Source organism: Pseudomonas resinovorans NBRC 106553, from assembly GCF_000412695.1.
In the GTDB taxonomy this organism is placed as follows: domain Bacteria; phylum Pseudomonadota; class Gammaproteobacteria; order Pseudomonadales; family Pseudomonadaceae; genus Metapseudomonas; species Metapseudomonas resinovorans_A.
In genome coordinates this window covers 4,670,392-4,693,766 of record NC_021499.1, presented here as the reverse complement: position 1 = coordinate 4,693,766, position 23,375 = coordinate 4,670,392, and the positions used below count along the sequence as shown (strand labels likewise).

General features: G+C 64.9%; 20 protein-coding genes. 14 read left to right on the top strand and 6 right to left on the bottom strand.

The features are described from left to right. Positions 1-5: 5 nt before the first annotated feature. The 10 genes from PCA10_RS21215 (at position 6) to pdxJ (ending at position 9,490) form a co-directional block, all read left to right on the top strand. Positions 6-590 carry an RseA family anti-sigma factor gene (locus tag PCA10_RS21215; protein ID WP_016494135.1) on the top strand — a complete coding sequence of 195 codons (585 nt, stop codon included), beginning with the start codon at positions 6-8 and terminating at the stop codon, positions 588-590. An 8-nt stretch (positions 591-598) separates the two neighbouring features. Continuing rightward, the gene (locus tag PCA10_RS21210) at positions 599-1,549 is read left to right on the top strand and encodes a MucB/RseB C-terminal domain-containing protein (RefSeq protein ID WP_041770391.1); all 951 of its coding nucleotides are present in this window, start codon (positions 599-601) and stop codon (positions 1,547-1,549) included. Between the two features lie 183 nt (positions 1,550-1,732). After that, the gene (locus tag PCA10_RS21205) at positions 1,733-3,160 is read left to right on the top strand and encodes a DegQ family serine endoprotease (protein WP_144276994.1); all 1,428 of its coding nucleotides are present in this window, start codon (positions 1,733-1,735) and stop codon (positions 3,158-3,160) included. Positions 3,161-3,310: 150 nt separating this feature from the next. Continuing rightward, a complete protein-coding gene (gene lepA, locus PCA10_RS21200) occupies positions 3,311-5,110 on the top strand; it encodes a translation elongation factor 4 (protein WP_016494131.1) in 1,800 nt (599 codons plus the stop codon). A gap of 5 nt (positions 5,111-5,115) precedes the next feature. Further along, complete coding sequence (gene lepB / locus PCA10_RS21195; RefSeq protein ID WP_016494130.1) at positions 5,116-5,970, top strand: signal peptidase I; 855 nt, start codon at positions 5,116-5,118, stop codon at positions 5,968-5,970. A gap of 115 nt (positions 5,971-6,085) precedes the next feature. After that, complete coding sequence (locus tag PCA10_RS21190) at positions 6,086-6,463, top strand: DUF4845 domain-containing protein (RefSeq protein ID WP_041770390.1); 378 nt, start codon at positions 6,086-6,088, stop codon at positions 6,461-6,463. Further along, entirely contained in the window at positions 6,460-7,149 is a 690-nt protein-coding gene (gene rnc / locus PCA10_RS21185; protein WP_016494128.1) for a ribonuclease III, read from the top strand. Before PCA10_RS21190 ends, rnc begins: the two co-directional genes overlap by 4 nt. Further along, positions 7,142-8,044: a GTPase Era gene (gene era / locus PCA10_RS21180; RefSeq protein WP_016494127.1), complete on the top strand. Its 903-nt coding sequence runs from the start codon at positions 7,142-7,144 to the stop codon at positions 8,042-8,044. Before rnc ends, era begins: the two co-directional genes overlap by 8 nt. Before the next feature lie 8 nt (positions 8,045-8,052). Beyond that, entirely contained in the window at positions 8,053-8,751 is a 699-nt protein-coding gene (gene recO / locus PCA10_RS21175; RefSeq protein WP_016494126.1) for a DNA repair protein RecO, read from the top strand. Further along, entirely contained in the window at positions 8,744-9,490 is a 747-nt protein-coding gene (gene pdxJ, locus PCA10_RS21170) for a pyridoxine 5'-phosphate synthase (RefSeq protein ID WP_016494125.1), read from the top strand. The genes recO and pdxJ overlap by 8 nt, the downstream gene beginning before the upstream one ends. A gap of 177 nt (positions 9,491-9,667) precedes the next feature. Here pdxJ and cmoB read toward each other — a convergent pair whose 3' ends face one another. The 6 genes from cmoB to lon all read right to left on the bottom strand — a co-directional run bounded on the left by cmoB (position 9,668) and on the right by lon (position 15,863). Next, complete coding sequence (gene cmoB / locus PCA10_RS21165) at positions 9,668-10,636, bottom strand: tRNA 5-methoxyuridine(34)/uridine 5-oxyacetic acid(34) synthase CmoB (RefSeq protein ID WP_016494124.1); 969 nt, start codon at positions 10,634-10,636, stop codon at positions 9,668-9,670. Next, positions 10,633-11,376, bottom strand: a complete 744-nt coding sequence (gene cmoA, locus PCA10_RS21160) for a carboxy-S-adenosyl-L-methionine synthase CmoA (RefSeq protein ID WP_016494123.1) — start codon at positions 11,374-11,376, stop codon at positions 10,633-10,635. Before cmoA ends, cmoB begins: the two co-directional genes overlap by 4 nt. 64 nt (positions 11,377-11,440) lie before the next feature. Then, entirely contained in the window at positions 11,441-12,013 is a 573-nt protein-coding gene (locus tag PCA10_RS21155; RefSeq protein WP_041770389.1) for a hypothetical protein, read from the bottom strand. Between the two features lie 33 nt (positions 12,014-12,046). Next, positions 12,047-12,730: a lysoplasmalogenase gene (locus PCA10_RS21150; RefSeq protein WP_016494121.1), complete on the bottom strand. Its 684-nt coding sequence runs from the start codon at positions 12,728-12,730 to the stop codon at positions 12,047-12,049. A gap of 92 nt (positions 12,731-12,822) precedes the next feature. Continuing rightward, positions 12,823-13,227 carry a protease inhibitor I42 family protein gene (locus tag PCA10_RS21145; protein ID WP_016494120.1) on the bottom strand — a complete coding sequence of 135 codons (405 nt, stop codon included), beginning with the start codon at positions 13,225-13,227 and terminating at the stop codon, positions 12,823-12,825. Between the two features lie 236 nt (positions 13,228-13,463). Continuing rightward, complete coding sequence (gene lon / locus PCA10_RS21140; protein ID WP_041770388.1) at positions 13,464-15,863, bottom strand: endopeptidase La; 2,400 nt, start codon at positions 15,861-15,863, stop codon at positions 13,464-13,466. A gap of 146 nt (positions 15,864-16,009) precedes the next feature. On the opposite strand from lon, the gene PCA10_RS21135 reads away from it, so the two are divergent. From PCA10_RS21135 to acs, 4 genes are all read left to right on the top strand, one after another. Continuing rightward, positions 16,010-16,762 carry an AraC family transcriptional regulator gene (locus PCA10_RS21135; protein WP_041770387.1) on the top strand — a complete coding sequence of 251 codons (753 nt, stop codon included), beginning with the start codon at positions 16,010-16,012 and terminating at the stop codon, positions 16,760-16,762. A gap of 171 nt (positions 16,763-16,933) precedes the next feature. Continuing rightward, positions 16,934-19,009 carry a TonB-dependent receptor gene (locus PCA10_RS21130; protein ID WP_016494116.1) on the top strand — a complete coding sequence of 692 codons (2,076 nt, stop codon included), beginning with the start codon at positions 16,934-16,936 and terminating at the stop codon, positions 19,007-19,009. Positions 19,010-19,397: 388 nt separating this feature from the next. After that, complete coding sequence (putP, locus tag PCA10_RS21125) at positions 19,398-20,891, top strand: sodium/proline symporter PutP (RefSeq protein ID WP_016494115.1); 1,494 nt, start codon at positions 19,398-19,400, stop codon at positions 20,889-20,891. Positions 20,892-21,185: 294 nt separating this feature from the next. Next, complete coding sequence (gene acs / locus PCA10_RS21120) at positions 21,186-23,141, top strand: acetate--CoA ligase (protein ID WP_016494114.1); 1,956 nt, start codon at positions 21,186-21,188, stop codon at positions 23,139-23,141. Positions 23,142-23,375: the final 234 nt, after the last annotated feature.

The window sequence follows — 23,375 nt, the reverse complement described above, 5'->3', positions numbered from 1 at the left end:
CCGCCATGAGTCGTGAAGCTTTGCAGGAATCGCTGTCCGCGGTGATGGATAACGAGGCGGACGAACTGGAGCTGCGTCGAGTTCTCGCCGCCAGCGAAGATCAAGAAATGCGGGCTACCTGGTCGCGTTACCAGATTGCCCGGGCCGTGATGCACAAGGAGCTGCTGGAGCCGCGCCTGGACATCGCCGCCGCGGTATCGGCCGCGCTGGCCGAGGAAGCCGCTCCGCCGGTCAAGGTGGTGCGCGGACCCTGGCGCAGCCTGGGTCGCCTGGCAGTGGCCGCTTCGGTGACCGTTGCAGTGCTGGCCGGTGTGCGCCTGTACAACCAGGACGAGGTCGTGGGCACCCAGCAGTTGGCCCAGCAGCAGGCAAGCCAGCCCGCCATGGCCATGCCGCAGGCGCAGCAAGGCGCCGTGCTGGCCGGCTATAGTGAAGATGCCCAGCAGCCCATCGGTGCGACCCAGTCGTCTTCCGGTTGGCATGAGAAGCGCTTGCCGGCGTACCTGCGGCAGCATGCCCAGCAGGCCGCAATGAGCGGAAGCGACAGCGCACTGCCCTACGCCCGCGCTGCCAGTCTGGAGAACCGCTGAGGAGGACCATGCGCGCACTTCCGGTAATCATCTTGCTCGGTGGCTGGCTGATCCAGTCAGCCCATGCCGCCGACGCTCAGGACTGGCTGCAGCGCCTCGCTGATGCGGAGCACAGCCAGAGTTTCCAGGGAACTTTCGTCTACGAACGAAATGGAAGTTTCTCCACCCATCAGGTCTGGCATCAGGTCCAGCAGGGCGGGGAGGTGCGCGAGCGTCTGCTGCAGCTCGATGGTCCAACGCAGGAAGTGGTGCGCGTCAATGGGCGCGCCCAATGCGTAAGCGGTTCCCTTTCCGATCAGATGTCCGACGGCCAGGTCTGGCCGGCCCGCGCGCTCGACGCCAAGCAGTTGTCCGAATGGTACGACCTGCGCCTGGCCGGTGAGTCCCGTGTTGCCGGGCGTCCGGCCGTGGTCCTCACCCTGACGCCGCGCGACCAGCATCGCTACGGCTTCGAACTGCACCTGGACAGCGAGACCGGCCTGCCGCTCAAGTCCCTGTTGCTGGGCGACAAGGGCCAATTGCTCGAGCGCTTCCAGTTCACCCGTATCGATACCGCCACCGCGCTGGCCGACGCCGACCTGCAGCCAGGTTCGTCCTGCAAGGCCGTGCGCACCGCCGAGGCGAAGGACGACAAGCCTGCCAGCTGGCGTTCCGATTGGTTGCCGCCGGGCTTCAGCCTGACCAGTGCCCAGGTACGACGCAGTCCGGCGTCTGCCGAACCCGTGTCCAGCCTTCTCTACAGCGACGGCCTGGCACGTTTTTCCGTGTTCCTGGAACCTTTGCATGGAGCGGTGGTCGAAGACGCGCGCAGCCAGCTGGGCCCCACTGTCATGGTTTCCAAACGGGTAAGTACGGCTGACGGTGACGTGATGGTGACCGTGGTAGGCGAGATTCCCCTGGGGACCGCCGAGCGGGTTGCATTGTCCATGCGGGCGGCGGAGGCCACGGCGACTCAATGATCCCTGGTTCAGGGCCATCAGCCGCAGTGCGGCACGGGAGTCACGACTCCCGCCTCATCTTCACAGTGTTCTACAAGGCCTGGGGCGTTAGCTCCGGGCCCGTTTTGCTTGTGCGTCAACGCTTTGCTCCCCGCGTCGGTCGGCCCGGGGGGTCAATACCACTCGTTATGCGACGGGAGCTGTATGTCGATGCTTAACTTCAAATCCTGTATGACCGCGCTGGCAGCCGTGCTGCTGCTTGGTCAGACCCTGGTGGCTCGTGCCGAGCTGCCGGACTTCACGCCGCTGGTCGAAGAGGCTTCCCCGGCAGTCGTGAACATCAGTACCCGGCAGAAACTGCCCCAGCGCAGCGCTGGTGGCGCCCAGGCGATGCCTGACCTGGAAGGCCTGCCGCCCATGCTGCGCGAATTCTTCGAACGCAACATGCCGCAAGCGCCGCGCAACCCCCAGGGTGGCCGCCAGCGTGAGGCGCAATCCCTCGGTTCCGGCTTCATCATCTCCAAGGATGGCTACATCCTGACCAATAACCACGTGGTGGCCGACGCCGACGAGATCATCGTGCGCCTGTCCGACCGCAGCGAGCTGGAAGCCAAGCTGATTGGCGCCGACCCGCGTTCCGACGTGGCACTGCTGAAGGTCGAGGGCAAGGACCTGCCAATCGTCAAGATCGGCAAGTCCGAAGGTCTCAAGGTGGGTAGCTGGGTGCTGGCCATCGGTTCGCCCTTCGGCTTCGACCACTCGGTGACCGCCGGTATCGTCAGTGCCAAGGGCCGCAGCCTGCCGAACGAGAACTACGTGCCGTTCATCCAGACCGACGTGGCCATCAACCCGGGTAACTCCGGCGGCCCGCTGTTCAACCTGGATGGCGAAGTCGTGGGTATCAACTCGCAGATCTTCACCCGTTCCGGCGGCTTCATGGGCCTGTCCTTCGCCATTCCGATCGATGTGGCCATGAGCGTGGCCGACCAGCTCAAGTCCCAGGGCAAGGTCAGCCGCGGCTGGCTGGGCGTGGTGATCCAGGAAGTGAACAAGGACCTGGCCGAATCCTTCGGTCTGGACAAGCCGGCCGGTGCGCTGGTGGCCCAGGTGCAGGAAGGTGGTCCGGCAGCCAAGGGCGGCCTGCAGGTCGGTGACGTCATCCTCAGCATGAACGGCCAGCCGATCATCGTCTCCGCTGACCTGCCGCACCTGGTGGGCACCCTCAAGCCGGACAGCAAGATCAAGCTCGAAGTCGTCCGTGGAGGCAGCCACAAGACCCTCGAAATGGCCATCGGCGCCCTGCCGGAAGAAGGCGACGAGATGGCCGCGGCCGGTGGTGGTGCCGAGCGCAGCAGCAACCGCCTGGGCCTCAGCGTGGTCGAACTGACCGACGAGCAGAAGAAAGCCCTGGATATCAAGGGTGGCGTGGTGATCAAGGACGTCCAGGAAGGTCCGGCCGCCATGGTGGGCGTGCGTCCCGGCGACGTGATCACTCATCTGAACAACAAGGCCATCGCTTCGGCCAAGGAGTTCACCGAGATCGCCAAGGAGCTGCCGAAGGACCGTTCGGTGTCGATGCGCGTCCTGCGTCAGGGCCGTGCCAGCTTCATCACCTTCAAGCTGAACGAATAAAGCGTATGCGGTACGAAAGGGCGGCCTCGGCCGCCCTTTTTCGTTTCCGCCTTCCGCTGCATGGGCGTGACGGCTTGGGCGCCAATCAGGTAAACTCCCCCGCTATTTTTCGGCGAGCAACCTGCTTGCGGCTTTTTCGAGTGTCCATCTGTGAGTGACCTGAGTCATATCCGCAATTTCTCCATCATCGCCCACATCGACCATGGCAAGTCGACCCTGGCTGACCGCTTCATCCAGATGTGCGGCGGTCTGTCCGATCGCGAGATGGAGGCCCAGGTGCTGGACTCCATGGATCTGGAACGCGAGCGCGGCATCACCATCAAGGCCCACAGCGTCACCCTGCACTACAAGGCGCAGAGCGGTAAGACCTACCAGCTGAACTTCATCGACACCCCCGGCCACGTGGACTTCACCTACGAAGTCAGCCGCTCGCTGGCCGCCTGCGAAGGCGCGCTGCTGGTGGTGGACGCGGGCCAGGGCGTCGAGGCGCAGTCCGTCGCCAACTGCTACACCGCCATCGAGCAGGGCCTGGAAGTGATGCCGGTCCTGAACAAGATGGACCTGCCCCAGGCCGATCCCGATCGCGTCAAGGACGAGATCGAGCACATCATCGGCATCGACGCCACCGACGCCGTGCCTTGCAGCGCCAAGAGCGGCATGGGTGTGATCGACGTACTGGAGCGCCTGGTGGAGGTGATCCCCGCCCCCGAAGGCAATATCGACGCACCGCTGCAGGCGCTGATCATCGACTCCTGGTTCGACAACTACCTGGGCGTGGTCTCGCTGGTGCGGGTCAAGCACGGCCGGGTGAAGAAGGGCGACAAGATCCTGGTGAAGTCCACCGGCAAGGTCCACCAGGTGGACAGCGTCGGCGTATTCACCCCGAAGCACACCGAGATGCCCGACCTCAAGGCCGGCGAAGTGGGCTTCATCATCGCCGGCATCAAGGACATCCATGGTGCGCCGGTCGGTGACACCCTGACCCTGAACAACACCCCGGACGTCGACGTCCTGCCGGGCTTCCAGCGGATCAAGCCACAGGTCTATGCCGGCCTGTTCCCGGTCAGCTCCGATGACTTCGAGGACTTCCGCGAAGCCCTGCAGAAGCTGACCCTGAACGACGCCGCCCTGCAGTACGAGCCGGAAAGCTCCGAAGCCCTGGGCTTCGGCTTCCGCATCGGCTTCCTCGGCATGCTGCACATGGAGATCATTCAGGAGCGCCTGGAGCGCGAGTACGACCTGGACCTGATCACCACCGCGCCCACCGTGGTGTTCGAGATCGTGCAGAAGAACGGCGAGATCATCTACGTCGACAACCCGTCCAAGCTGCCCGATCTCTCGTCCATCGACGAGATGCGTGAGCCGATCGTCCGGGCCAATATCCTGGTTCCCCAGGAGCACCTCGGCAACGTCATCACCCTCTGCATCGAGAAGCGCGGCGTTCAGCGCGACATGCAGTTCCTCAGTTCCCAGGTTCAGGTTTGCTACGATCTGCCGATGAACGAGGTGGTGCTGGACTTCTTCGACCGCCTGAAGTCGGTAAGTCGTGGCTATGCGTCGCTCGACTACGGCTTCGATCGCTTCGAACCGGCTAATCTGGTCAGGCTGGACGTGCTGATCAACGGTGAGAAGGTCGACGCACTGGCGCTGATCGTGCATCGTGACCAGGCCCACTACAAGGGCCGCGCGCTGACCGAGAAGATGAAGGAACTGATCCCGCGGCAGATGTTCGACGTGGCGATTCAGGCGGCGATCGGTGGACAGATCGTTGCACGTACTACCGTAAAAGCGCTCAGGAAGAACGTTCTGGCCAAATGCTACGGCGGTGACGTAAGCCGTAAGAAAAAGCTGCTGGAAAAGCAGAAGGCCGGTAAGAAAAGGATGAAGCAGGTGGGCAGCGTGGAAATCCCGCAAGAAGCCTTCCTCGCCGTGCTCAAAGTGGATAGCTAGGGTCTATGTCGATCAATTTCCCGCTGTTGTTGGTTATTGCCGTGGCAGTCTGCGGCGTGCTCGCACTTGTCGATCTGGTTCTGCTGGCCCCGCGCCGGCGCTCCGCGATTGCCGCCTACGAGGGGCAAGTCAACGAGCCGGACCCGGACGTACTCGACAAGCTGAACAAGGAGCCGCTGCTGGTGGAGTACGGGAAGTCGTTCTTCCCGGTCCTGGCCATCGTGCTGGTGCTGCGCTCGTTCCTGGTCGAGCCCTTCCAGATCCCGTCCGGCTCGATGAAGCCGACCCTGGAAGTGGGCGATTTCATCCTGGTCAACAAGTTCGCCTACGGCATTCGCCTGCCGGTGCTGGACAGCAAGGTGATCGAGGTTGGCGACCCGCAGCGTGGTGATGTCATGGTGTTCCGCTACCCCAGCGACCCGAACATCAACTACATCAAGCGGGTGATCGGCCTGCCGGGCGACCGCGTGGCCTACAGCAGCGACAAGCACCTGACCATCAACGGCAAGCAGGTAGCGGAAACCCTGCTGGGCGAAGAGCCGGGCACCCTTGGCAGCGCGATGCTCTACAAGGAGAAGCTCAGCGAGGCCGAGCACCTGATCCGCAAGGAAATGAAGCGTTACCGCATGGAGCCGGGTCGCGAGTGGGTGGTACCCCAGGGGCACTACTTCATGATGGGCGACAACCGCGACAACTCCAACGACAGCCGCTTCTGGAACGATCCCCGTATTCCGAAGGAACTGCTCGGCATGGTTCCGGACCGGAACATCGTCGGCAAGGCCTTCGCGGTCTGGATGAGCTGGCCCGATCCCAAGCTGCATAACCTGCCGAACTTCTCCCGCGTGGGCCTGATTCACTGACAGCCCGCTCGCCATCGCGGATTTGCGGCGTTGTTCATGACAGCGCCGCAGCCGCTATATAGTCTTGCTTGCGGGCCAATCGGCCTCCATAAAAACACAGACATTGAGGTCGATCATGACGTTCGCGCGTAAGCAGAAGGGTATGTCGGTTATGGGCTGGCTGTTGGTCCTGGCCGTTGTGGCTTTCCTGGCCAGCACCGCTTTCAAGATCATTCCGCATTACCTCGATTTCTTCTCCCTGGAGAAGATCATCAGTTCCGTGGAAACGGAGAAGGCCCTGGAAATCCGGAGCATTCCCGACTTCTACAGCCACGTCAGCAAGGGCATGCAGGTCAACGGCATCCGTGACCTGAACCTGGAAGATGCATTGAAGGTGACCCTGGAGAACAATGAGTTCCGGGCCCATCTAAAATATGAAAAACGCGAACCCCTGGTCGAGAACCTCGATCTGGTGGTCCGCTTCGACAAAGAATTCCGTGTGCGAACCCAGTGAGCGTATCCCTCAGCCGTCTCGAGCGTAAGCTCGGCTATACCTTCAAGGACCAGGGTCTGATGACCCTGGCCCTGACCCACCGCAGTTACGCGGGGCGCAACAACGAGCGCCTCGAATTCCTCGGCGATGCCATCCTCAATTTCGTCGCCGGCGAGGCGCTGTTCGAGCGCTTTCCCCAGGCCCGCGAAGGGCAGCTGTCGCGGTTGCGTGCGCGACTGGTGAAAGGCGAGACCCTGGCCTTGCTGGCCCGTGGCTTCGAACTGGGCGAATACCTGCGCCTGGGCTCGGGCGAGCTGAAAAGCGGCGGGTTCCGCCGTGAGTCGATCCTCGCCGATGCGCTGGAAGCGCTGATCGGCGCCATCTACCTGGATACAGGCATGGAGTCCGCGCGTGAGCGCGTCCTCGCCTGGCTGGCCAACGAACTCGAAGGCCTGACCCTGGTGGATACCAACAAGGACCCCAAGACCCGCCTGCAGGAATTCCTGCAATCCCGGGCCTGCGAACTGCCACGCTATGAAGTGGTGGATATCCAGGGCGAACCGCACTGCCGAACTTTCTTCGTCGAGTGCCAGGTCACCCTGCTGAATGACAAGACCCAGGGCCAGGGCGCCAGCCGCCGTATCGCCGAACAGGTGGCAGCGGCTGCCGCCCTGATTGCCCTGGGCGTGGAGAATGGCAATGACTGATATCGATACCCCCCGCTGCGGCTACGTCGCTATTGTCGGCCGTCCCAACGTGGGCAAATCCACGCTGCTCAACCACGTCCTCGGGCAAAAGCTGGCGATCACCTCGCGCAAGCCGCAGACCACGCGCCACAACATGCTGGGCATCAAGACCGAGGGCAATGTGCAGGCGATCTACGTCGACACCCCCGGCCTGCACAAGAAGAACGAGAAAGCACTGAACCGCTACATGAACCGCAGCGCGTCGGCCGCCTTGAAGGACGTCGACGTGGTGGTGTTCGTGGTCGACCGCAACCGCTGGACCGACGAGGACCAGCTGGTGCTCGAGCGCGTGCAGTACGTACAGGGCCCCGTGCTGATCGCGGTGAACAAGACCGACCGCCTGGACGAGAAGGGCGACCTGATCCCGCACCTGGCGTGGCTCCAGGAGCAGCTGCCGAACGCGGAGCTGGTGCCCATCTCCGCCCTCCAGGGCCACAACCTGGATACCCTGGAGCGCCTGGTGGCCCAGCGCCTGCCCGAAGCCGACCACTTCTTCCCGGAAGACCAGATCACCGACCGTAGCAGCCGCTTCCTCGCCGCTGAGCTGGTGCGCGAGAAGATCATGCGTCAGCTGGGCGCCGAGCTGCCCTACCAGATCACCGTGGAAATCGAAGAGTTCAAGCAGGAAGGCCATGTCCTGCATATCCACGCCCTGATCCTGGTGGAACGCGACGGCCAGAAGAAAATCATCATCGGCGACGGCGGTGAGCGCATCAAGCGCATCGGCCAGGACGCCCGCAAGGACATGGAAACCATGTTCGAGTCCAAGGTCATGCTCAACCTCTGGGTGAAAGTGAAGGGTGGTTGGTCCGACGACGAACGTGCCCTGCGTTCCCTGGGTTACGACGACATCTGAGCCTGGCCATGATCGGCGCGACGCTACCGGCGTTCGTCCTGCACAGCAGGGCCTATCGGGAAAGCAGCGCGCTGGTCGACTTCTTCACCCCCGAGGGGCGCCTGCGCGCCGTCCTGCGCGGTGCCCGCGGCAAGGCCGGCACCCTGGCGCGACCCTTCCTGCCTCTCGAAGCGGAATTTCGCGGCCGTGGCGAGCTGAAGAACGTCGGCCGCCTCGACAGCGCCGGCATTCCCAACCTGCTCGGCGGCGAAGCGCTGTTCAGCGGCCTCTACCTCAACGAACTGCTGGTGCGCCTGCTGCCTGCCGAAGATCCGCAGCCGGCGCTGTTCGAGCATTACGCCGTGACCCTCCAGGCCCTGGCCGCCAACCGTCCGCTGGAACCCCTGCTGCGCGCCTTCGAATGGCGCCTGCTGGACCAGCTGGGCTATGGTTTCGCCCTGGATACGGACCTGGCTGGCCAGCCGATCGCCGCCGAGGGCATCTACCGCCTTCTGCCCGACGCCGGACTGGAGCCGGTGGGGCAGCTGCAACCCGGCCTGTTCCAGGGGCGCGAGCTGCTCGCCCTGGCCGAAGCCGACTGGGACGCCCCTGGCGCCCTCGGCGCGGCCAAACGCCTGATGCGCCAGGCCCTGGCACCTCATTTGGGCGGCCGACCACTGGTCAGCCGCGAGCTATTCATGACGATCAAGGAACCTCCCCGTGACTGAAGCCAATCGCGTACTGCTCGGCGTCAACATCGACCACGTCGCTACCCTCCGCCAGGCCCGGGGTACTCGCTACCCGGACCCGGTCAAGGCGGCCCTGGACGCCGAGGAGGCCGGTGCCGACGGCATTACCGTGCACCTGCGCGAAGACCGCCGGCATATCCAGGAGCGCGACGTTCGCGTGCTCAAGGAAGTGCTGCAGACCCGCATGAACTTCGAGATGGGCGTCACCGAGGAGATGATGGCCTTCGCCGAGGAGATCCGTCCCGAGCACGTCTGCCTGGTACCGGAAACCCGCCAGGAGCTGACCACCGAGGGTGGACTCGACGTCGCTGGCCAGGAAGCGCGGATCAAGGCGGCGGTGGAGCGGCTGGCCAAGGTGGGCAGCGAAGTGTCGCTGTTCATCGACGCCGATGCGGCACAGATCGAGGCGTCGCACCGCGTCGGCGCCCCGGCCATCGAACTGCACACCGGCCGCTACGCCGATGCCCACACCCCGGAAGAAGCCGCCCGCGAACTGCAACGCATCAGCGAGGGCGTGGCCTTGGGCCTCAAGCTCGGCCTGATCGTCAATGCCGGCCATGGCCTGCACTACCACAACGTCGAGCCGGTGGCCGCCATCCCCGGTATCAACGAGCTGAACATCGGCCACGCCCTGGTGGCCCACGCACTGTTCGTCGGCTTCAAGCAGGCGGTAGTGGAGATGAAGCAGCTGATCGTAGCGGCCGCGCCCAAGCGCTGAGCCGCCTATAGGTTTTGTAGGATGGGTTGAGCGAAGCGATACCCATCAGCTCGGCCGATGGGTATCGCAGGCTCAACCCATCCTACGATTCTCTGTAGGTTGGGCTGAGGCACGAAGCCCAACATGACGGTGCCTGCATAGGGCATCGTCGTTGGGCCTCGCAGGCTCGGCGCCAACCTACGGCTTGCGAGCGATCAGCACGGCCCTGGCCGGTGCCGGCAGGCCTTCGATGGTGCGGCTGTGGTCCGCCGGGTCGAGGAATTCGGGCAGGGATTGGTAGCGCATCCACTCGGTGCTGCGTTGTTCCTCGACGCTGGTGTAGCTGACGTCCACGCAGCGGACATCCACGAAGCCCGCCCGGCGCAGCCAGAGCTCCAGGGCCGGCACCGAGGGCAGGAACCAGACATTGCGCATCTGCGCGTAGCGGTCCTCGGGCACCAGCACCTGCTGGGCGTCGCCCTCCACCACCAGCGTCTCCAGCACCAGTTCGCCGCCCCGGCGCAGGCAGTCCTTGAGCTCGAACAGGTGGTCGATGGGCGAGCGGCGGTGGTAAAGCACGCCCATGGAGAAGACGGTGTCGAAGCCCTCCAGCTTCGCCGGCAGCTCTTCCAGCGCCAGCGGCAGGTGCCAGGCCGGCAGGTCGGGGAGGAAGCGCTTCATGGCGAGGAACTGGCAGAAGAACAGCCAGTTCGGGTCGATGCCCACCACGCTGTCGGCGCCGGCTCCGAGCATCCGCCACTGGTAGTAGCCATTGCCGCAACCCACGTCCAGCACGCGGCGACCGCGCAGGTCGAGGTGCGGAGCCACGCGCTCCCATTTCCAGTCCGATCGCCATTCGGTGTCGACATGCACGCCGAACAGCTCGAAGGGGCCCTTGCGCCAGGGAATCAGCCCCTGCAGGGCGCTTTTCAGGGCGTCGCGGGTCGCCTCGTCGCAGGCGCCGTCTAGGAAGAAGCGCCGGGCCAGGTCTATCTGCTGCGGGACCAGCGCAGGCAGGGCGTTCACCGCCGCGCCCCAGCGCTCCAGGTCGCCGTGGCCGACCGCCAGCTTGGCGTCGAGTTGGGCGGGCAGGTCCGCGGCCCAGTCTTGCAGGGGAGTACCCGCCAGCGCTTGCTGCAGGTTGTCGAGGTCCAGCGTACGGATCATGGCAGGGCGATCAGGGAAGCGAAATTGAGACACTGGAACCAGGGCACCACCTTGGAGAAGCCCGCCGCCAGCAGGCGCTCGCGGTGCTCCTCGAGGCTGTCCGGGTGCATCACATTCTCCAGCGCGCTGCGCTTCTGGGCGATTTCCAGCTCGCTGTAGCCGTTGGCGCGCTTGAAGGCGATGTGCAGGTCGGTGAGCAGCTGATGTTCTTCGGCGTCTTCGAAGCGCAGCTTTTCCGAGAGGATCAGCGCGCCGCCCGGCAGCAGCGCCTGGCGAATGCGGCCGAGTAGTTCGTCGCGCCGCTCGCGGGGCACGAACTGCAGGGTGAAGTTCATCGCCACAAGGGCGCAGGGCTGGAAGTCGAGGGCGAGAATGTCCGCCTCGATCACCTCCACCGGCAGCAACTCCTGGAACATGGCGTCCTGGGCGTGCAGGTATTCCCGGCAACGCTCCACCATGGCGCTGGAGTTATCCACAGCGATGACCCGGCAGCCGTCGACTTTCACATGGCGGCGCAGGGCCTGGGTCACGGCGCCGAGGGAGCTGCCCAGGTCGTAGAGCGGGGCGCCGGGCTGGGCGAACTGCGCAGCCAGGACGCCGATGTTCTCGACAATGGTGGGATAGCCCGGCACCGACCGCTTGATCATGTCCGGGAATACGCGGACCACGTCCTCGTTGAAGGCAAAGTCGCCGACTTGTGCCTGTGGGGTGGCGTAGATGCGATCGGGGCTTTCGGTCACGGGCCGGTACCAGCAAGGGAAAGGCCGGCATTCTAGCGATTTGTGCGACTCCGCCAAACCACCCTTACTTCAGCTGATCGGAAAAGTACTCACCCGCACCCTGCAAGGGGCCCAGGGGATTGCGTTTGACTTCGTGGCGACGAATGTTCGGCTCGCCGTTGCTGACCTTGTGCACCAGCACGTCGTCCACCAGCACGAATACCGCGCGGAACACCCAGCCCTGCAGCTCGCGGTTCTTGCGGAAGTTCAGCACGTCGGCCCAGAAACTGCCGACCCGCTGGGTATCGGTCTTGGTGAACTCGAAGGCGTAGCCGATGCAGCGATCCTTGGCTTCCAGGCATTGCATCAGGCCCGCGGGCAGGTAGTCGATGGGGACGTTGGGCTGGACGAACATCAGGCGCACGTCGATGAACGAGAGCATCTTGCCGTTGCCCTGGATGAGGGGGTCGAAGCCCAGGGAGAACAGCTCGGTGCGACTGGTCTTGCCCGGTACGGCCTGGGCGTAGCGAATCTCCGCGTCGGTATAGTTTCGGAAGGCTGACACCACTTCGGCTTGTTCACTGGGTAGCAGGCTTCCGCAACCTGGCAGAAGCACTGCACAACACCACAAGCTCAACAATCGAACCAGGTTGCCCATCGATCGCTCCCCATTTTTGTTTTCGCCTAATTGCTATAGCCGATTTCCCGTGAGGTCGCCGATGGATTTTTCCGGCAAGGCGATGGCGGTCGAGAAACTCCTCGCCGAGGCGGTGATTCCCCATTGCCCGAGCCAGTAACTGAGAATGATGAAGTAGCTCGCGCCGCTGAAGGGGGTAACGAATCGGTTGATCCCGATCAGGCTGTCGGACAGCACGAACAGCGCCGCACCGACCGCCGCCAGCAACGCCGATTGGCGGCTCGCGTCGCCGCCCAGGCGTGCCAGGGCGCGCCAGAGCATGGCGCTGATGGCCAGCGCGTAGCAGGCCACCGGCAGCAGCAGGGCGCCCAGGCCGCCGGAGGCGAGCAGGGCGAAGATGGCACCGCCGCAGCCTGCCGCCGCCAACAGCGCCAGGGGCGCCAGCGTCCGGTTGTCCTGCAGGTAGGCGCGCAGGTAGGCCAGGTGCGCGAGGAGGAAGGCGCCAAGGCCGAACACGAAGAGGTCCGCAGGCCACTCCAGCAGCATGTCGCCAAGCAGGGACAGGACCAGGCCGATGGCGATCCAGCGGCGGTAGGGGCCAGCCGGTGCACCGCGCAACCAGAACAGCAGCGCCAGGATGGGCACCGGCTTGCTCCAGAAGCACAGCCAGTCCAGTTCCAGCGCACGGCCGGTGACGAAGGCCAGCACGCCGGCCAGTGCAACGATCAGGGTTCCCATGGATGCTCCCGCAGAGTGGTCGTGGCGGGACTATGCAAGGCGGGCCATTGCGCCCGCCAGGCGGCGGACGCCAACGGCGCGGTCATATGGCGCTATTTGACGCTGACCTGGCAGTCGAAGGACTCGGCCGGCGCCACATCGGTTTCCCAGGGCCGCTGGTAGTCGAGGTGCAGGCGGCCATCGCCGGGTTGGCTGGCCTTGAAGCGCCAGGTGGATTGACCGGCGCTACCCACCAGGCCGGCCTCCTCGGGGGCCGAGTAGACCTCCGGGCCGAGGCTTTGCAGCACGTTGGCGGCGGGGTCGCGCATCACCCAGCGAAAGCCGGTGGTGGGGTTGCTGGGCAGGGTCAGCACCAGCGGCTGGCCCGGGGCGAGGGTCAGTGGGCAGTCGTCCTGCGCGTCCTGCAGCACCACCGGGCCGGTCGGCTGCTGGGCGCAGGCGGTGAGCAGGACGAGGCCCGCAGGTAATAGCAGGCGGGGGGAGAGGGCGAGGGACATCGGCGGCTCCATCGATTCAGGGCGGGGCCAGCATAGCGGCTGGCCCCTCCCTTGCGTAGCTCCGCGTCGAAATGGCCAGGCAGGCTCAGCTCGTAGGTTGGGTCGGGCGGCGTTCCGCGAGCGCAGCGAAACCCAACACGCATGAGATCCGGCAGTGTTGGGCTTCGCGTGGCTCAGCCACAACCTATGGCAGGAGACGCTTCAGCATTGACATGAAGTCTCCTGCACGGGCGGGCTCAGTCGAACAGTACCTTGGCCACATCGCTGTAGCGGCGGGCGAAGTGCACCGTCATGCCTTCCTTGAGGTAGTCGGGCAGCTCCTGGAAGGCGCCGCGGTTGGCTTCCGGCAGGATCAGCTCGAAGATCCGCTGCCGGCGCGCGGCGATCACCTTCTCGCGCACGCCGCCGATCGGCAGTACCTGGCCGGTCAGGGTGAGTTCGCCGGTCATGGCCACGCCCTTCTTCGGCGCCTGGTCGCGCGCCAGGGACAGCAGCGCGCTGGCCATGGTGACGCCGGCGCTGGGGCCGTCCTTGGGCGTGGCGCCTTCCGGTACGTGGAGGTGGACGAAGGCCTGGTCGAAGAAGGCCGGGTCGCCGCCGTAGCGTTTCAGGTGGGAGCTGATGTAGCTGTAGGCGATCTCCGCCGACTCCTTCATCACGTCGCCCAGTTGGCCGGTCAGCTTGAAGCCGCGGTTGAGGGTGTGGATGCGCGTCGCCTCGATGGGCAGGGTGGCGCCACCCATGCTGGTCCAGGCCAGCCCGGTGATCACGCCGACGCCGGCCAGCAGTTGTTCCTTGCGGAAGGGGGCCAGGCCCAGGTAGTGCTCCAGGTCCTTCTGCCCGACCTTGATCTTCGCGTCGGGCTCTTCCAGCAGGCGCACCACCGACTTGCGGACGATCTTGCCCAGCTGTTTCTCCAGCTGGCGCACCCCGGCCTCACGGGCGTAGCCGTCGATTACCGACGTCAGGGCGGCGTCGGTAATGGCCAGGCGTTCCTTGGGCACGCCGGTGCGCTCCAGCAGGCGTGGCCAGAGGTGACGCTTGGCGATGGCGTGCTTCTCTTCGGTGATGTAGCCGGAGAGGCGGATGGTTTCCATGCGGTCCAGCAACGGGCCGGGGATGGCGTCCAGGGTGTTGGCGGTGCAGACGAAGAGCACCTTGGACAGGTCCAGGCGCAGGTCCAGGTAGTGGTCAAGGAACTCGACGTTCTGCTCCGGGTCCAGGGTTTCCAGCAGCGCCGAGGCCGGGTCGCCCTGGTAGCTGGCGCCGAGCTTGTCGATCTCGTCGAGCATGATCACCGGGTTCATCACCTCCACTTCCTTCAGCGCCTGCACCAGCTTGCCGGGCAGGGCGCCGATGTAGGTGCGGCGGTGGCCCTTGATCTCGGCCTCGTCGCGCATGCCGCCCACGCTGAAGCGGTAGAAGGGCCGGCCCAGGGATTCGGCGATGGACTTGCCGATGCTGGTCTTGCCCACACCGGGCGGGCCCACCAGCAGCACGATGGAGCCGGAAATCTCACCCTTGAACGCGCCCACGGCAAGGAACTCGATGATGCGGTTCTTCACGTCATCGAGCCCGGCGTGGTGCTTGTCCAGCACCTTGCGCGCGTGCTTGAGGTCGAGCTTGTCCTTGCCGTAGACGCCCCAGGGCACCGAGGTGGCCCAGTCGAGGTAGTTGCGTGTCACGGCGTATTCGGGGGAGCCGGTCTCCAGGATCGACAACTTGTTCATTTCGTCGTCGATGCGTTTTCTCGCCTGCTCCGGCAGCACCTTGCCTTCAAGGCGCTGGGCGAACTGCTCGCTGTCGGCGCTGCGGTCGTCCTTGGTGATGCCCAGCTCCTGCTGGATCAGCTTGAGCTGCTCCTTGAGGAAGAATTCGCGCTGGTGCTGGCCGATCTTGCGATTGACCTCGGCGGACAGCTCGCTCTGCAGCCGCGCCACTTCGACTTCCTTGCGCAGCAGCGGCAGGACCTTCTCCATGCGCTTGAGCACCGGCACGGTGTCCAGCACTTCCTGCAGCTCACGGGCCGGGGCGGTGGTCAGGGCGGCGGCGAAGTCGGTCAGGGGCGAAGGGTCGTTGGGGCTGAAACGGTTGAGGTAGTTCTTCAGTTCCTCGCTGTACAGCGGGTTCAGTGGCAGCAGCTCCTTGATCGCATTGATCAGGGCCATGCCGTAGGCCTTCACCTCGTCCCGTGGGTCCTGGGGGCTCTGGGGATAATCCACCTCCACCAGGTAAGGCGGGCGGTGACGCTTGAGCCAGCCACGGATGCGTACCCGCGACAGGCCCTGGGCCACGAACTGGAGTTTGCCGCCTTCGCGGCTGGCATGGTGGACCCGCACCAGGGTGCCGTGTTCGGGCAGGGTGCTGGGGTCGAAATGGCGGGGGTCTTCCGGCGGGTTCTCCATGAAGAACAGCGCCAGGCAGTGGTGCTCGGTCTTGGACACCAGGTCCAGGGTTTCCGCCCAGGGCTCCTCGTTGACTATCACCGGCAGCACTTGCGCCGGGAAGAACGGGCGGTTGTGGATGGGGATGACGTAGACCTTGTCCGGTAGCGTCTGGCCGGGCAACACCAGGCCGGTCCGCTGGCTGGAAGTGGCTTCTTCGACGATGTCGGCGTTGATGTCCTGATCGCTCATGGGGGCACCTGGCAATTGGCTTACCCAGGCTAGATGGGGCAGGGGAGCGGGCATTTCAACCACCCGGCGCTGCGGCCTGCTGCCGGGTGGCGCTGTGCAACCCGGGTTGCACCGGATAGAATGCGCAAATTTTGAACAGTCCTGCCATGCTCGAAGCCCGTCTCCTGCGCCTGGACCATCAGGCCCATCACCATGCCCACGATCACCACCAACTGGTGCTGTCCCTTGCCGGCCGTGCCGAGTTCGAGGTGGATGGCCGTGGCGGAGAAGTGTGCCGGATGCGCGCCTGCCTGGTGCCGGGGGATGCCGGCCACGAATTCGCCGGCATCGGTGACAACCAGATGCTGATCCTCGACCTGGACGAGCAGGGGGCCTCGACCGAAGGCGCCGAACTCCTCGGCCGTCTCTTCGAGAAGCCGCGTTACCCCGAACTCGATGCGGACTTTCATAACCTCCTCAGCTACGCCGGAGCCGAACTCGCCCGCTACGGCAGCGACCCGATGCTGGTGCGTTCCCTCGGTGGCGTCCTGCTGCGCGCGCTCCATCTGCGGCTGTTTGGCGAGCTGAAACGCCGTCCGGTGGGCAGCCTGGATATCGAACGCCTGGATGGCTACATCCAGGACAACCTGGCGCGACGGATCAGCGTGGCGGAGCTGGCCCAGGTGGCCTGCCTGAGTCCCAGCCACTTCCATGCCCAGTTCAAGAGCAGCCTGGGCCTGACACCCCACCAGTACCTGCTGAAATCCCGCCTCGATCGCGCCGCCCGCCTGCTGCGGGAAAGCGAACAACCCCTGGTGCGCATCGCCGAGGAGTGCGGCTTCTCCAGCCAGAGTGCCTTGACCACTGCCATGCGCCGTTACCTCGGCCTGACGCCCAAGCGCCTGCGCGGCGCCGACTGACCCGCCTTTAAGCCGATCCTGACCCGAGTGCGCCGGGTTTCCTTGAGAATCGATGTTAATTGTTATGTTATAACGCATCGCGTTTTCAATCCGTGGCGGCTCCTCCCGCTGCGTTTTTCTGCCATTGGCACCGTGCAATGCGGCGCGTCTCAAGGAAATCAGAGGTACAACATGAAGAAAGTCCGACATTCCATCGCCCTGGCCTTCGCCCTGGCGCCGGGCGCTGTCGCCCTCGGCGCGGAGCCCGGGGAATCGCTCGAGCTGGAGCCCAACGTGGTCAGTGCCAGCGCCCTGGCCCATTCACCCGGGGAGATGACCAGCCCGGCCAGGGTGCTGCAGGGCAACGAGCTCACCCTGAGGCGCGAGTCGACCCTGGGGGAAACCCTGAACGGCCTACCGGGGGTGAGCTCCAGCAGCTTTGGTGCCGGCGCCAGCCGCCCGGTCATCCGCGGCCTGGACGGCGCGCGGGTGCGGGTACTCAGCGACGGAGTCGACACCCTGGACGCCTCCACCATCAGCCCCGACCACGCGATCAGCCTGGAACCCCTGCTGATCGAGCGCATCGAGGTGCTCAGGGGGCCCGCGACGCTGCTCTATGGGGGCGGCGCCATCGGTGGCGTGGTCAACCTGATCGACCGGAAAGTACCCACCCATATCCCCGAGAAGGGCTTCGAAGGGGAAGCGGAGCTGAGTGCCAACAGCGTCGCCAATGGCGGCGCCGGTGCCTTTGGCCTGACCGCCGGCGCCGGGCAGTTCGCCGTGCGGGTCGAAGGCGTCAAGCGCCAGGACGACGAGTACCGGATTCCCGGTACCGAGGGCGATCCGCGCTCGAGCAAGCAGGTGGGCTCCTACAACGACACCGATACCGCGACCCTCGGCGGTAGCTGGATCGGCGAGCGTGGCCACCTGGGCCTGGCCTACACCCAGCAGCGCAACCGTTATGGTCTGCTGGCGCACCAGCACGCCGACTGCCACACCCACGATCCGCGGGATTGGCACTGCGTGGGCGAGGACGAGGAGGGTCACGACCATGGGCATGAAGACGAGCACGAAGACGAGCATGCCCACGCCCATGACCACGGCGGCGGGGTGCCCTACATCGACATGAAACAGCGCCGCTGGGACCTGCGCGGCGATTACAGCGAACCGCTACCGGGGTTCGAACTGGGCCGCCTGCGCATCGGCCACAGCAACTACGAGCACGACGAGGTGGAGGGCGGCGTGACCGCCACCACCTTCCGCAACGACGCGACCGATGCTCGCCTGGAGTTGACTCACGCCCCGCTGTTCGGCTGGCGCGGCGTGCTTGGCGGACAGACCCTGCGCCGCGACTTCCAGGCCCTGGGGGAGGAGGCCTATGTGCCGCCGACCCTCACCCGCAACCATGGCCTGTTCATCCTGGAGGAATACCACCTCGGCGACTGGCGCTATGAGCTCGGCCTGCGCCACGAATGGCAGGACATCGATGCCGACGGCCAGCGCGGTACGCGGCACAGCGGCACCTCCGCGTCGGCCGGCGCGGTGTGGAACTTCGCCCCGGAATACGCGCTGGGTCTCACGCTCTCGCGCTCGCAACGGCTGCCCACGGCGGAGGAGCTGTATGCCAACGGCCCCCACGCGGCGACCCGCACCGTCGAGCTCGGCGACCCGGGGCTGGATGAGGAGACCTCCCATAACGTCGAGTTGTCGCTACACAAGCATGCCGGCCGGGCCCGCTTCAGCTTCAGCCTCTACCGCAACCAGGTGGATGACTTCATCTACGCCGCGGACACCGGCCGCGACATCGGCGGCGGCATACGCGAAATCCAGTACAGCCAGGCCGACGCCGTGCTCACCGGCGCCGAGGGCGAGGCCAGCTACCAACTCACCGAAGCCACGCGCCTTGGCGTGTTCGGCGACCATGTACGCGGCAAGCTGCGCGATGGCGGCGACCTGCCGCGTATCCCGGCGGACCGACTGGGTATGCGCCTGGACCAGCGCCTGGCGCCAGCGCTGGACGGCCAGCTGGAGTTCTACCGGGTGCAACGCCAGGACCGCACCGCGGCTTTCGAGAATGACACCGGTGGTTACAACATGCTCGGCGCTTCGCTGATCTACGGCGGGCAGCTGGAAAGTACCGATTATCAGCTCTACCTGAAGGGGAACAACCTGCTGGATGCCAGGGGGCGCAACCACAGCTCATTCATCAAGGATGAGGTTGTACTTCCTGGGCGCAACCTGACCCTCGGGATCAGATTGGCGTTTTGAGTCCGTTCGCCGGCTGCCGGGCCTGGCAGCCGGTTGCACCTTTTGGCGGAAAGTTCCCTGAATCAGAGGATTACGCAAAGGAATCAGAGAATCCTACAAGAAAGGCGCAATGCCATATCTCTAAATTCCGCACTCGCCTTGCGACCGCCGCTTGCCCGAATACTTCTTGCGGGTCGGGAAGCTTGTACTAGACCAAAGTAGTAGTCGTCCGCTGTCGCATTGGCAGGGCCGGAAGCCCTGCGAGCATTGCCCGACCGGAATTGCGTCGGCCCCCTGGCCGAGGTGGTCGGGAAGAACCGGTGATCGTCACAAGCGTCCGCCAAAAAGCAACCATGGGAGCGGTTACCCGCCGTCCCCGGAATAAAAACAAACGAGCAGGGGAAACCCCATGAGTGTGAGCAACCCGACACTGATCACCTTCGTGATCTATATAGCGGCCATGGTGCTGATCGGCTTCTACGCCTATCGCTCCACCAACAACCTTTCCGACTACATCCTCGGTGGCCGCAGCCTCGGCAGCTTCGTGACCGCCCTGTCCGCCGGCGCCTCCGACATGAGCGGCTGGCTGCTGATGGGCCTGCCGGGTGCAGTCTACCTCTCCGGCCTGTCGGAAAGCTGGATCGCCATCGGCCTGATCGTCGGTGCCTACCTCAACTGGCTGCTGGTTGCCGGTCGCCTGCGCGTGCAGACCGAGCACAACGGCAACGCCCTGACCCTGCCCGACTATTTCACCAACCGCTTCGAAGACAACAGCCGCATCCTGCGCATCTTCTCCGCCGTGGTGATCCTGGTGTTCTTCACCATCTACTGCGCTTCCGGCATCGTCGCCGGTGCCCGCCTGTTCGAGAGCACCTTCGGCATTTCCTACGAGACCGCCCTGTGGGCCGGTGCCGCCGCCACCATCTGCTACACCTTCGTCGGCGGCTTCCTGGCTGTCAGCTGGACCGATACCGTCCAGGCCAGCCTGATGATCTTCGCCCTGATCCTCACCCCCATCATCGTGATGATGGCCACCGGCGGTGTGGATCCGACCTTCATGGCTATCGAGATGAAGGACGCTTCCAACTTCGACATGCTCAAGGGCGCGTCCTTCATCGGCGTGATCTCCCTGCTGGCCTGGGGCCTGGGTTACTTCGGCCAGCCGCACATCCTGGCGCGCTTCATGGCCGCCGATTCGGTCAAGTCGATCCCCAACGCCCGCCGCATCTCCATGGCCTGGATGATCTTCTGCCTGGCCGGCGCCGTGGCCGTGGGCTTCTTCGGCATCGCCTACTTCTCCGCTCATCCGGAGCAGGCTGGCGCCGTTGCTGAGAACCACGAGCGCGTGTTCATCGAACTGGCCAAGATCCTCTTCAACCCGTGGATCGCCGGTGTGCTGCTGTCCGCCATCCTGGCCGCCGTGATGTCCACCCTGAGCTGCCAGCTGCTGGTGTGCTCCAGCGCCCTGACCGAAGACTTCTACAAGGCCTTCTTCCGCAAGAACGCCAGCCAGCTCGAACTGGTCTGGGTCGGCCGCGCCATGGTGCTGCTGGTGGCCGTGATCGCCATCGCCATCGCCGCTGATCCGGAAAGCAAGGTACTGGGCCTGGTGTCCTACGCCTGGGCCGGCTTCGGTGCCGCCTTCGGCCCGGTGGTGATCCTCTCGCTGATCTGGAAGGGCATGACCCGCAACGGCGCCCTGGCCGGCATGATCCTTGGCGCGGTGACCGTGGTGCTGTGGAAGAACTTCTTCGGCTGGACCGGTCTGTACGAAATCGTTCCGGGCTTCATCCTCTGCACCCTCGGCATCCTGATCTTCAGCCGCATCGGCAATGCGCCGTCCGCTGCGATGATCAAGCGCTTCGATGAAGCCGAGAAGGAATACCAGGACGCCCACGTCTGATTCTGTTCGGCGCGCGGCCGGTCGTCCGCGTGCCGTCAGCCGGGCTTGCCCGGGCTCTCACCAACGACCCGATAGTGCTTCAGCGGCCCATGTCCCCGGACATGGGCCGTTTTTTTATGTCTGGAGCACGGGGTGGGGCTGGCGGCGATGCCGGCTTCGAACCGGTCCGGGCCGGGTTTGCGCGGCCTTCGACCATAGTCCGTGTGTGGTAAGACCATGGTCGAATGGCCCTACGAAAGGGTGGGGGATACAAAAGGCGCCATACAAAAACAACTACCCACCGAGGTAAGACCCATGAGCGCTGCTTCTCTGTATCCGGTCCGCCCAGAAGTGGCCGCCGCGTCCTTCACCGACGAGGCGACCTACAAAGCCATGTACCAGCAATCGGTCATCAACCCAGACGGCTTCTGGCGCGAACAGGCCAAGCGCCTCGACTGGATCAAGCCTTTCACCAAGGTGAAGCAGACTTCCTTCGACGATCACCACGTCGACATCAAGTGGTTTGCCGATGGCAGCCTCAACGTTTCCGCCAACTGCCTGGACCGCCACCTCGCCGAGCGTGGCGACCAGGCCGCGATCATCTGGGAAGGCGACAACCCCGCCGAGCACCAGGTCATCACCTACCGCGACCTTCACGAGCGCGTCTGCAAGTTCGCCAACGCCCTGCGCGGCCAGGACGTGCACCGCGGCGACGTGGTGACCATCTACATGCCGATGATCCCGGAAGCCGTGGTCGCCATGCTGGCCTGCACCCGTATCGGCGCCATCCACTCCGTGGTGTTCGGTGGCTTCTCCCCCGAGGCGCTGGCCGGCCGCATCATCGACTGCCGTTCCAAGGTGGTGATCACCGCCGACGAAGGCCTGCGCGGTGGCAGGAAGGTGCCGCTCAAGGCCAATGTCGACGACGCCCTGACCAACCCGGAAACCTGCAGCGTGCAGAAGATCGTCGTGGTCAAGCGCACCGGCTCCGAGATCAAGTGGAACCAGCACCGCGACGTCTGGTACGAAGACCTGATGAAGGTCGCCTCCAGCCACTGCGCGCCGAAGGAAATGGGTGCCGAGGACCCGCTGTTCATCCTCTACACCTCCGGCTCCACCGGCAAACCCAAGGGTGTGATGCACACCACTGGCGGCTACCTGGTGTATGCCTCGCTGACCCATGAGCGGGTGTTCGACTACCGCCCGGGCGAAGTCTTCTGGTGCACCGCCGACATCGGCTGGGTCACCGGCCACACCTACCTGGTCTACGGCCCGCTGGCCAACGGCGCCACCACCCTGATGTTCGAAGGCGTACCGAACTACCCGGACGTGAGCCGCGTGGCGAAGATCGTCGACAAGCACAAGGTCAACATTCTCTACACCGCCCCCACCGCCATCCGCGCCATGATGGCCGAGGGCAAGGCCGCGGTCGAAGGCGCCGACGGCTCCAGCCTGCGCCTGCTGGGTTCGGTGGGCGAGCCGATCAACCCGGAAGCCTGGCACTGGTACTACGAGAACGTCGGCCAGGGCCGCTGCCCGATCGTCGACACCTGGTGGCAGACCGAAACCGGCGCCTGCCTGATGACCCCGCTGCCGGGCGCCCACGCCCTGAAGCCGGGCTCCGCCGCGCGGCCGTTCTTCGGTGTGCAACCGGCGCTTGTGGATAACCTGGGCAACATCATCGAGGGGCCGGCCGAGGGCAACCTGGTGATAGTCGACTCCTGGCCGGGCCAGGCGCGCACCCTGTACGGCGACCACGACCGCTTCGTCGATACCTACTTCAAGACCTTCAAGGGCATGTACTTCACCGGCGACGGCGCCCGTCGCGACGAGGACGGCTACTACTGGATCACCGGCCGCGTGGACGACGTGCTGAACGTCTCCGGCCACCGCATGGGCACCGCCGAGATCGAGAGCGCCATGGTGGCCCACTCGAAAGTGGCCGAGGCCGCGGTGGTGGGTGTACCCCACGACATCAAGGGGCAGGGCATCTATGTCTACGTCACCCTGAACGCCGGCGTGGAGTCTTCCGAGCAACTGCGCCAGGAGCTGAAGGCCTGGGTACGCAAGGAAATCGGTCCAATCGCCACCCCGGATGTGATCCAGTGGGCGCCGGGCCTGCCGAAGACCCGCTCGGGCAAGATCATGCGCCGCATCCTGCGCAAGATCGCCGTTGCCGAGTATGACTCCCTTGGTGACATCTCCACCCTGGCCGATCCGGGCGTGGTGCAGCACCTGATCGATACCCATCGGGTCATGCAGGTCGCCTGACCTGCTTGTGACAGAACCCCGCCCCGGTGTTAGCCGGGGCGGGGGTTTTGTTTTCAGAGTCGGAGTGGTCGCTCGATGCGAGGCTGTTTTGCCTGGCTCATTGTCGAGCGGCGGTTCGAATTTCTGTTTCGCCTTGCCGGGCGAGTCACTTCTGGCAGTCGTCGGGGTGCCGAACCACCCAGAAGTAACCAAGAGGGCTTGCCCCTGCATCCGGAACTCGGCGTCCCCGTTTGC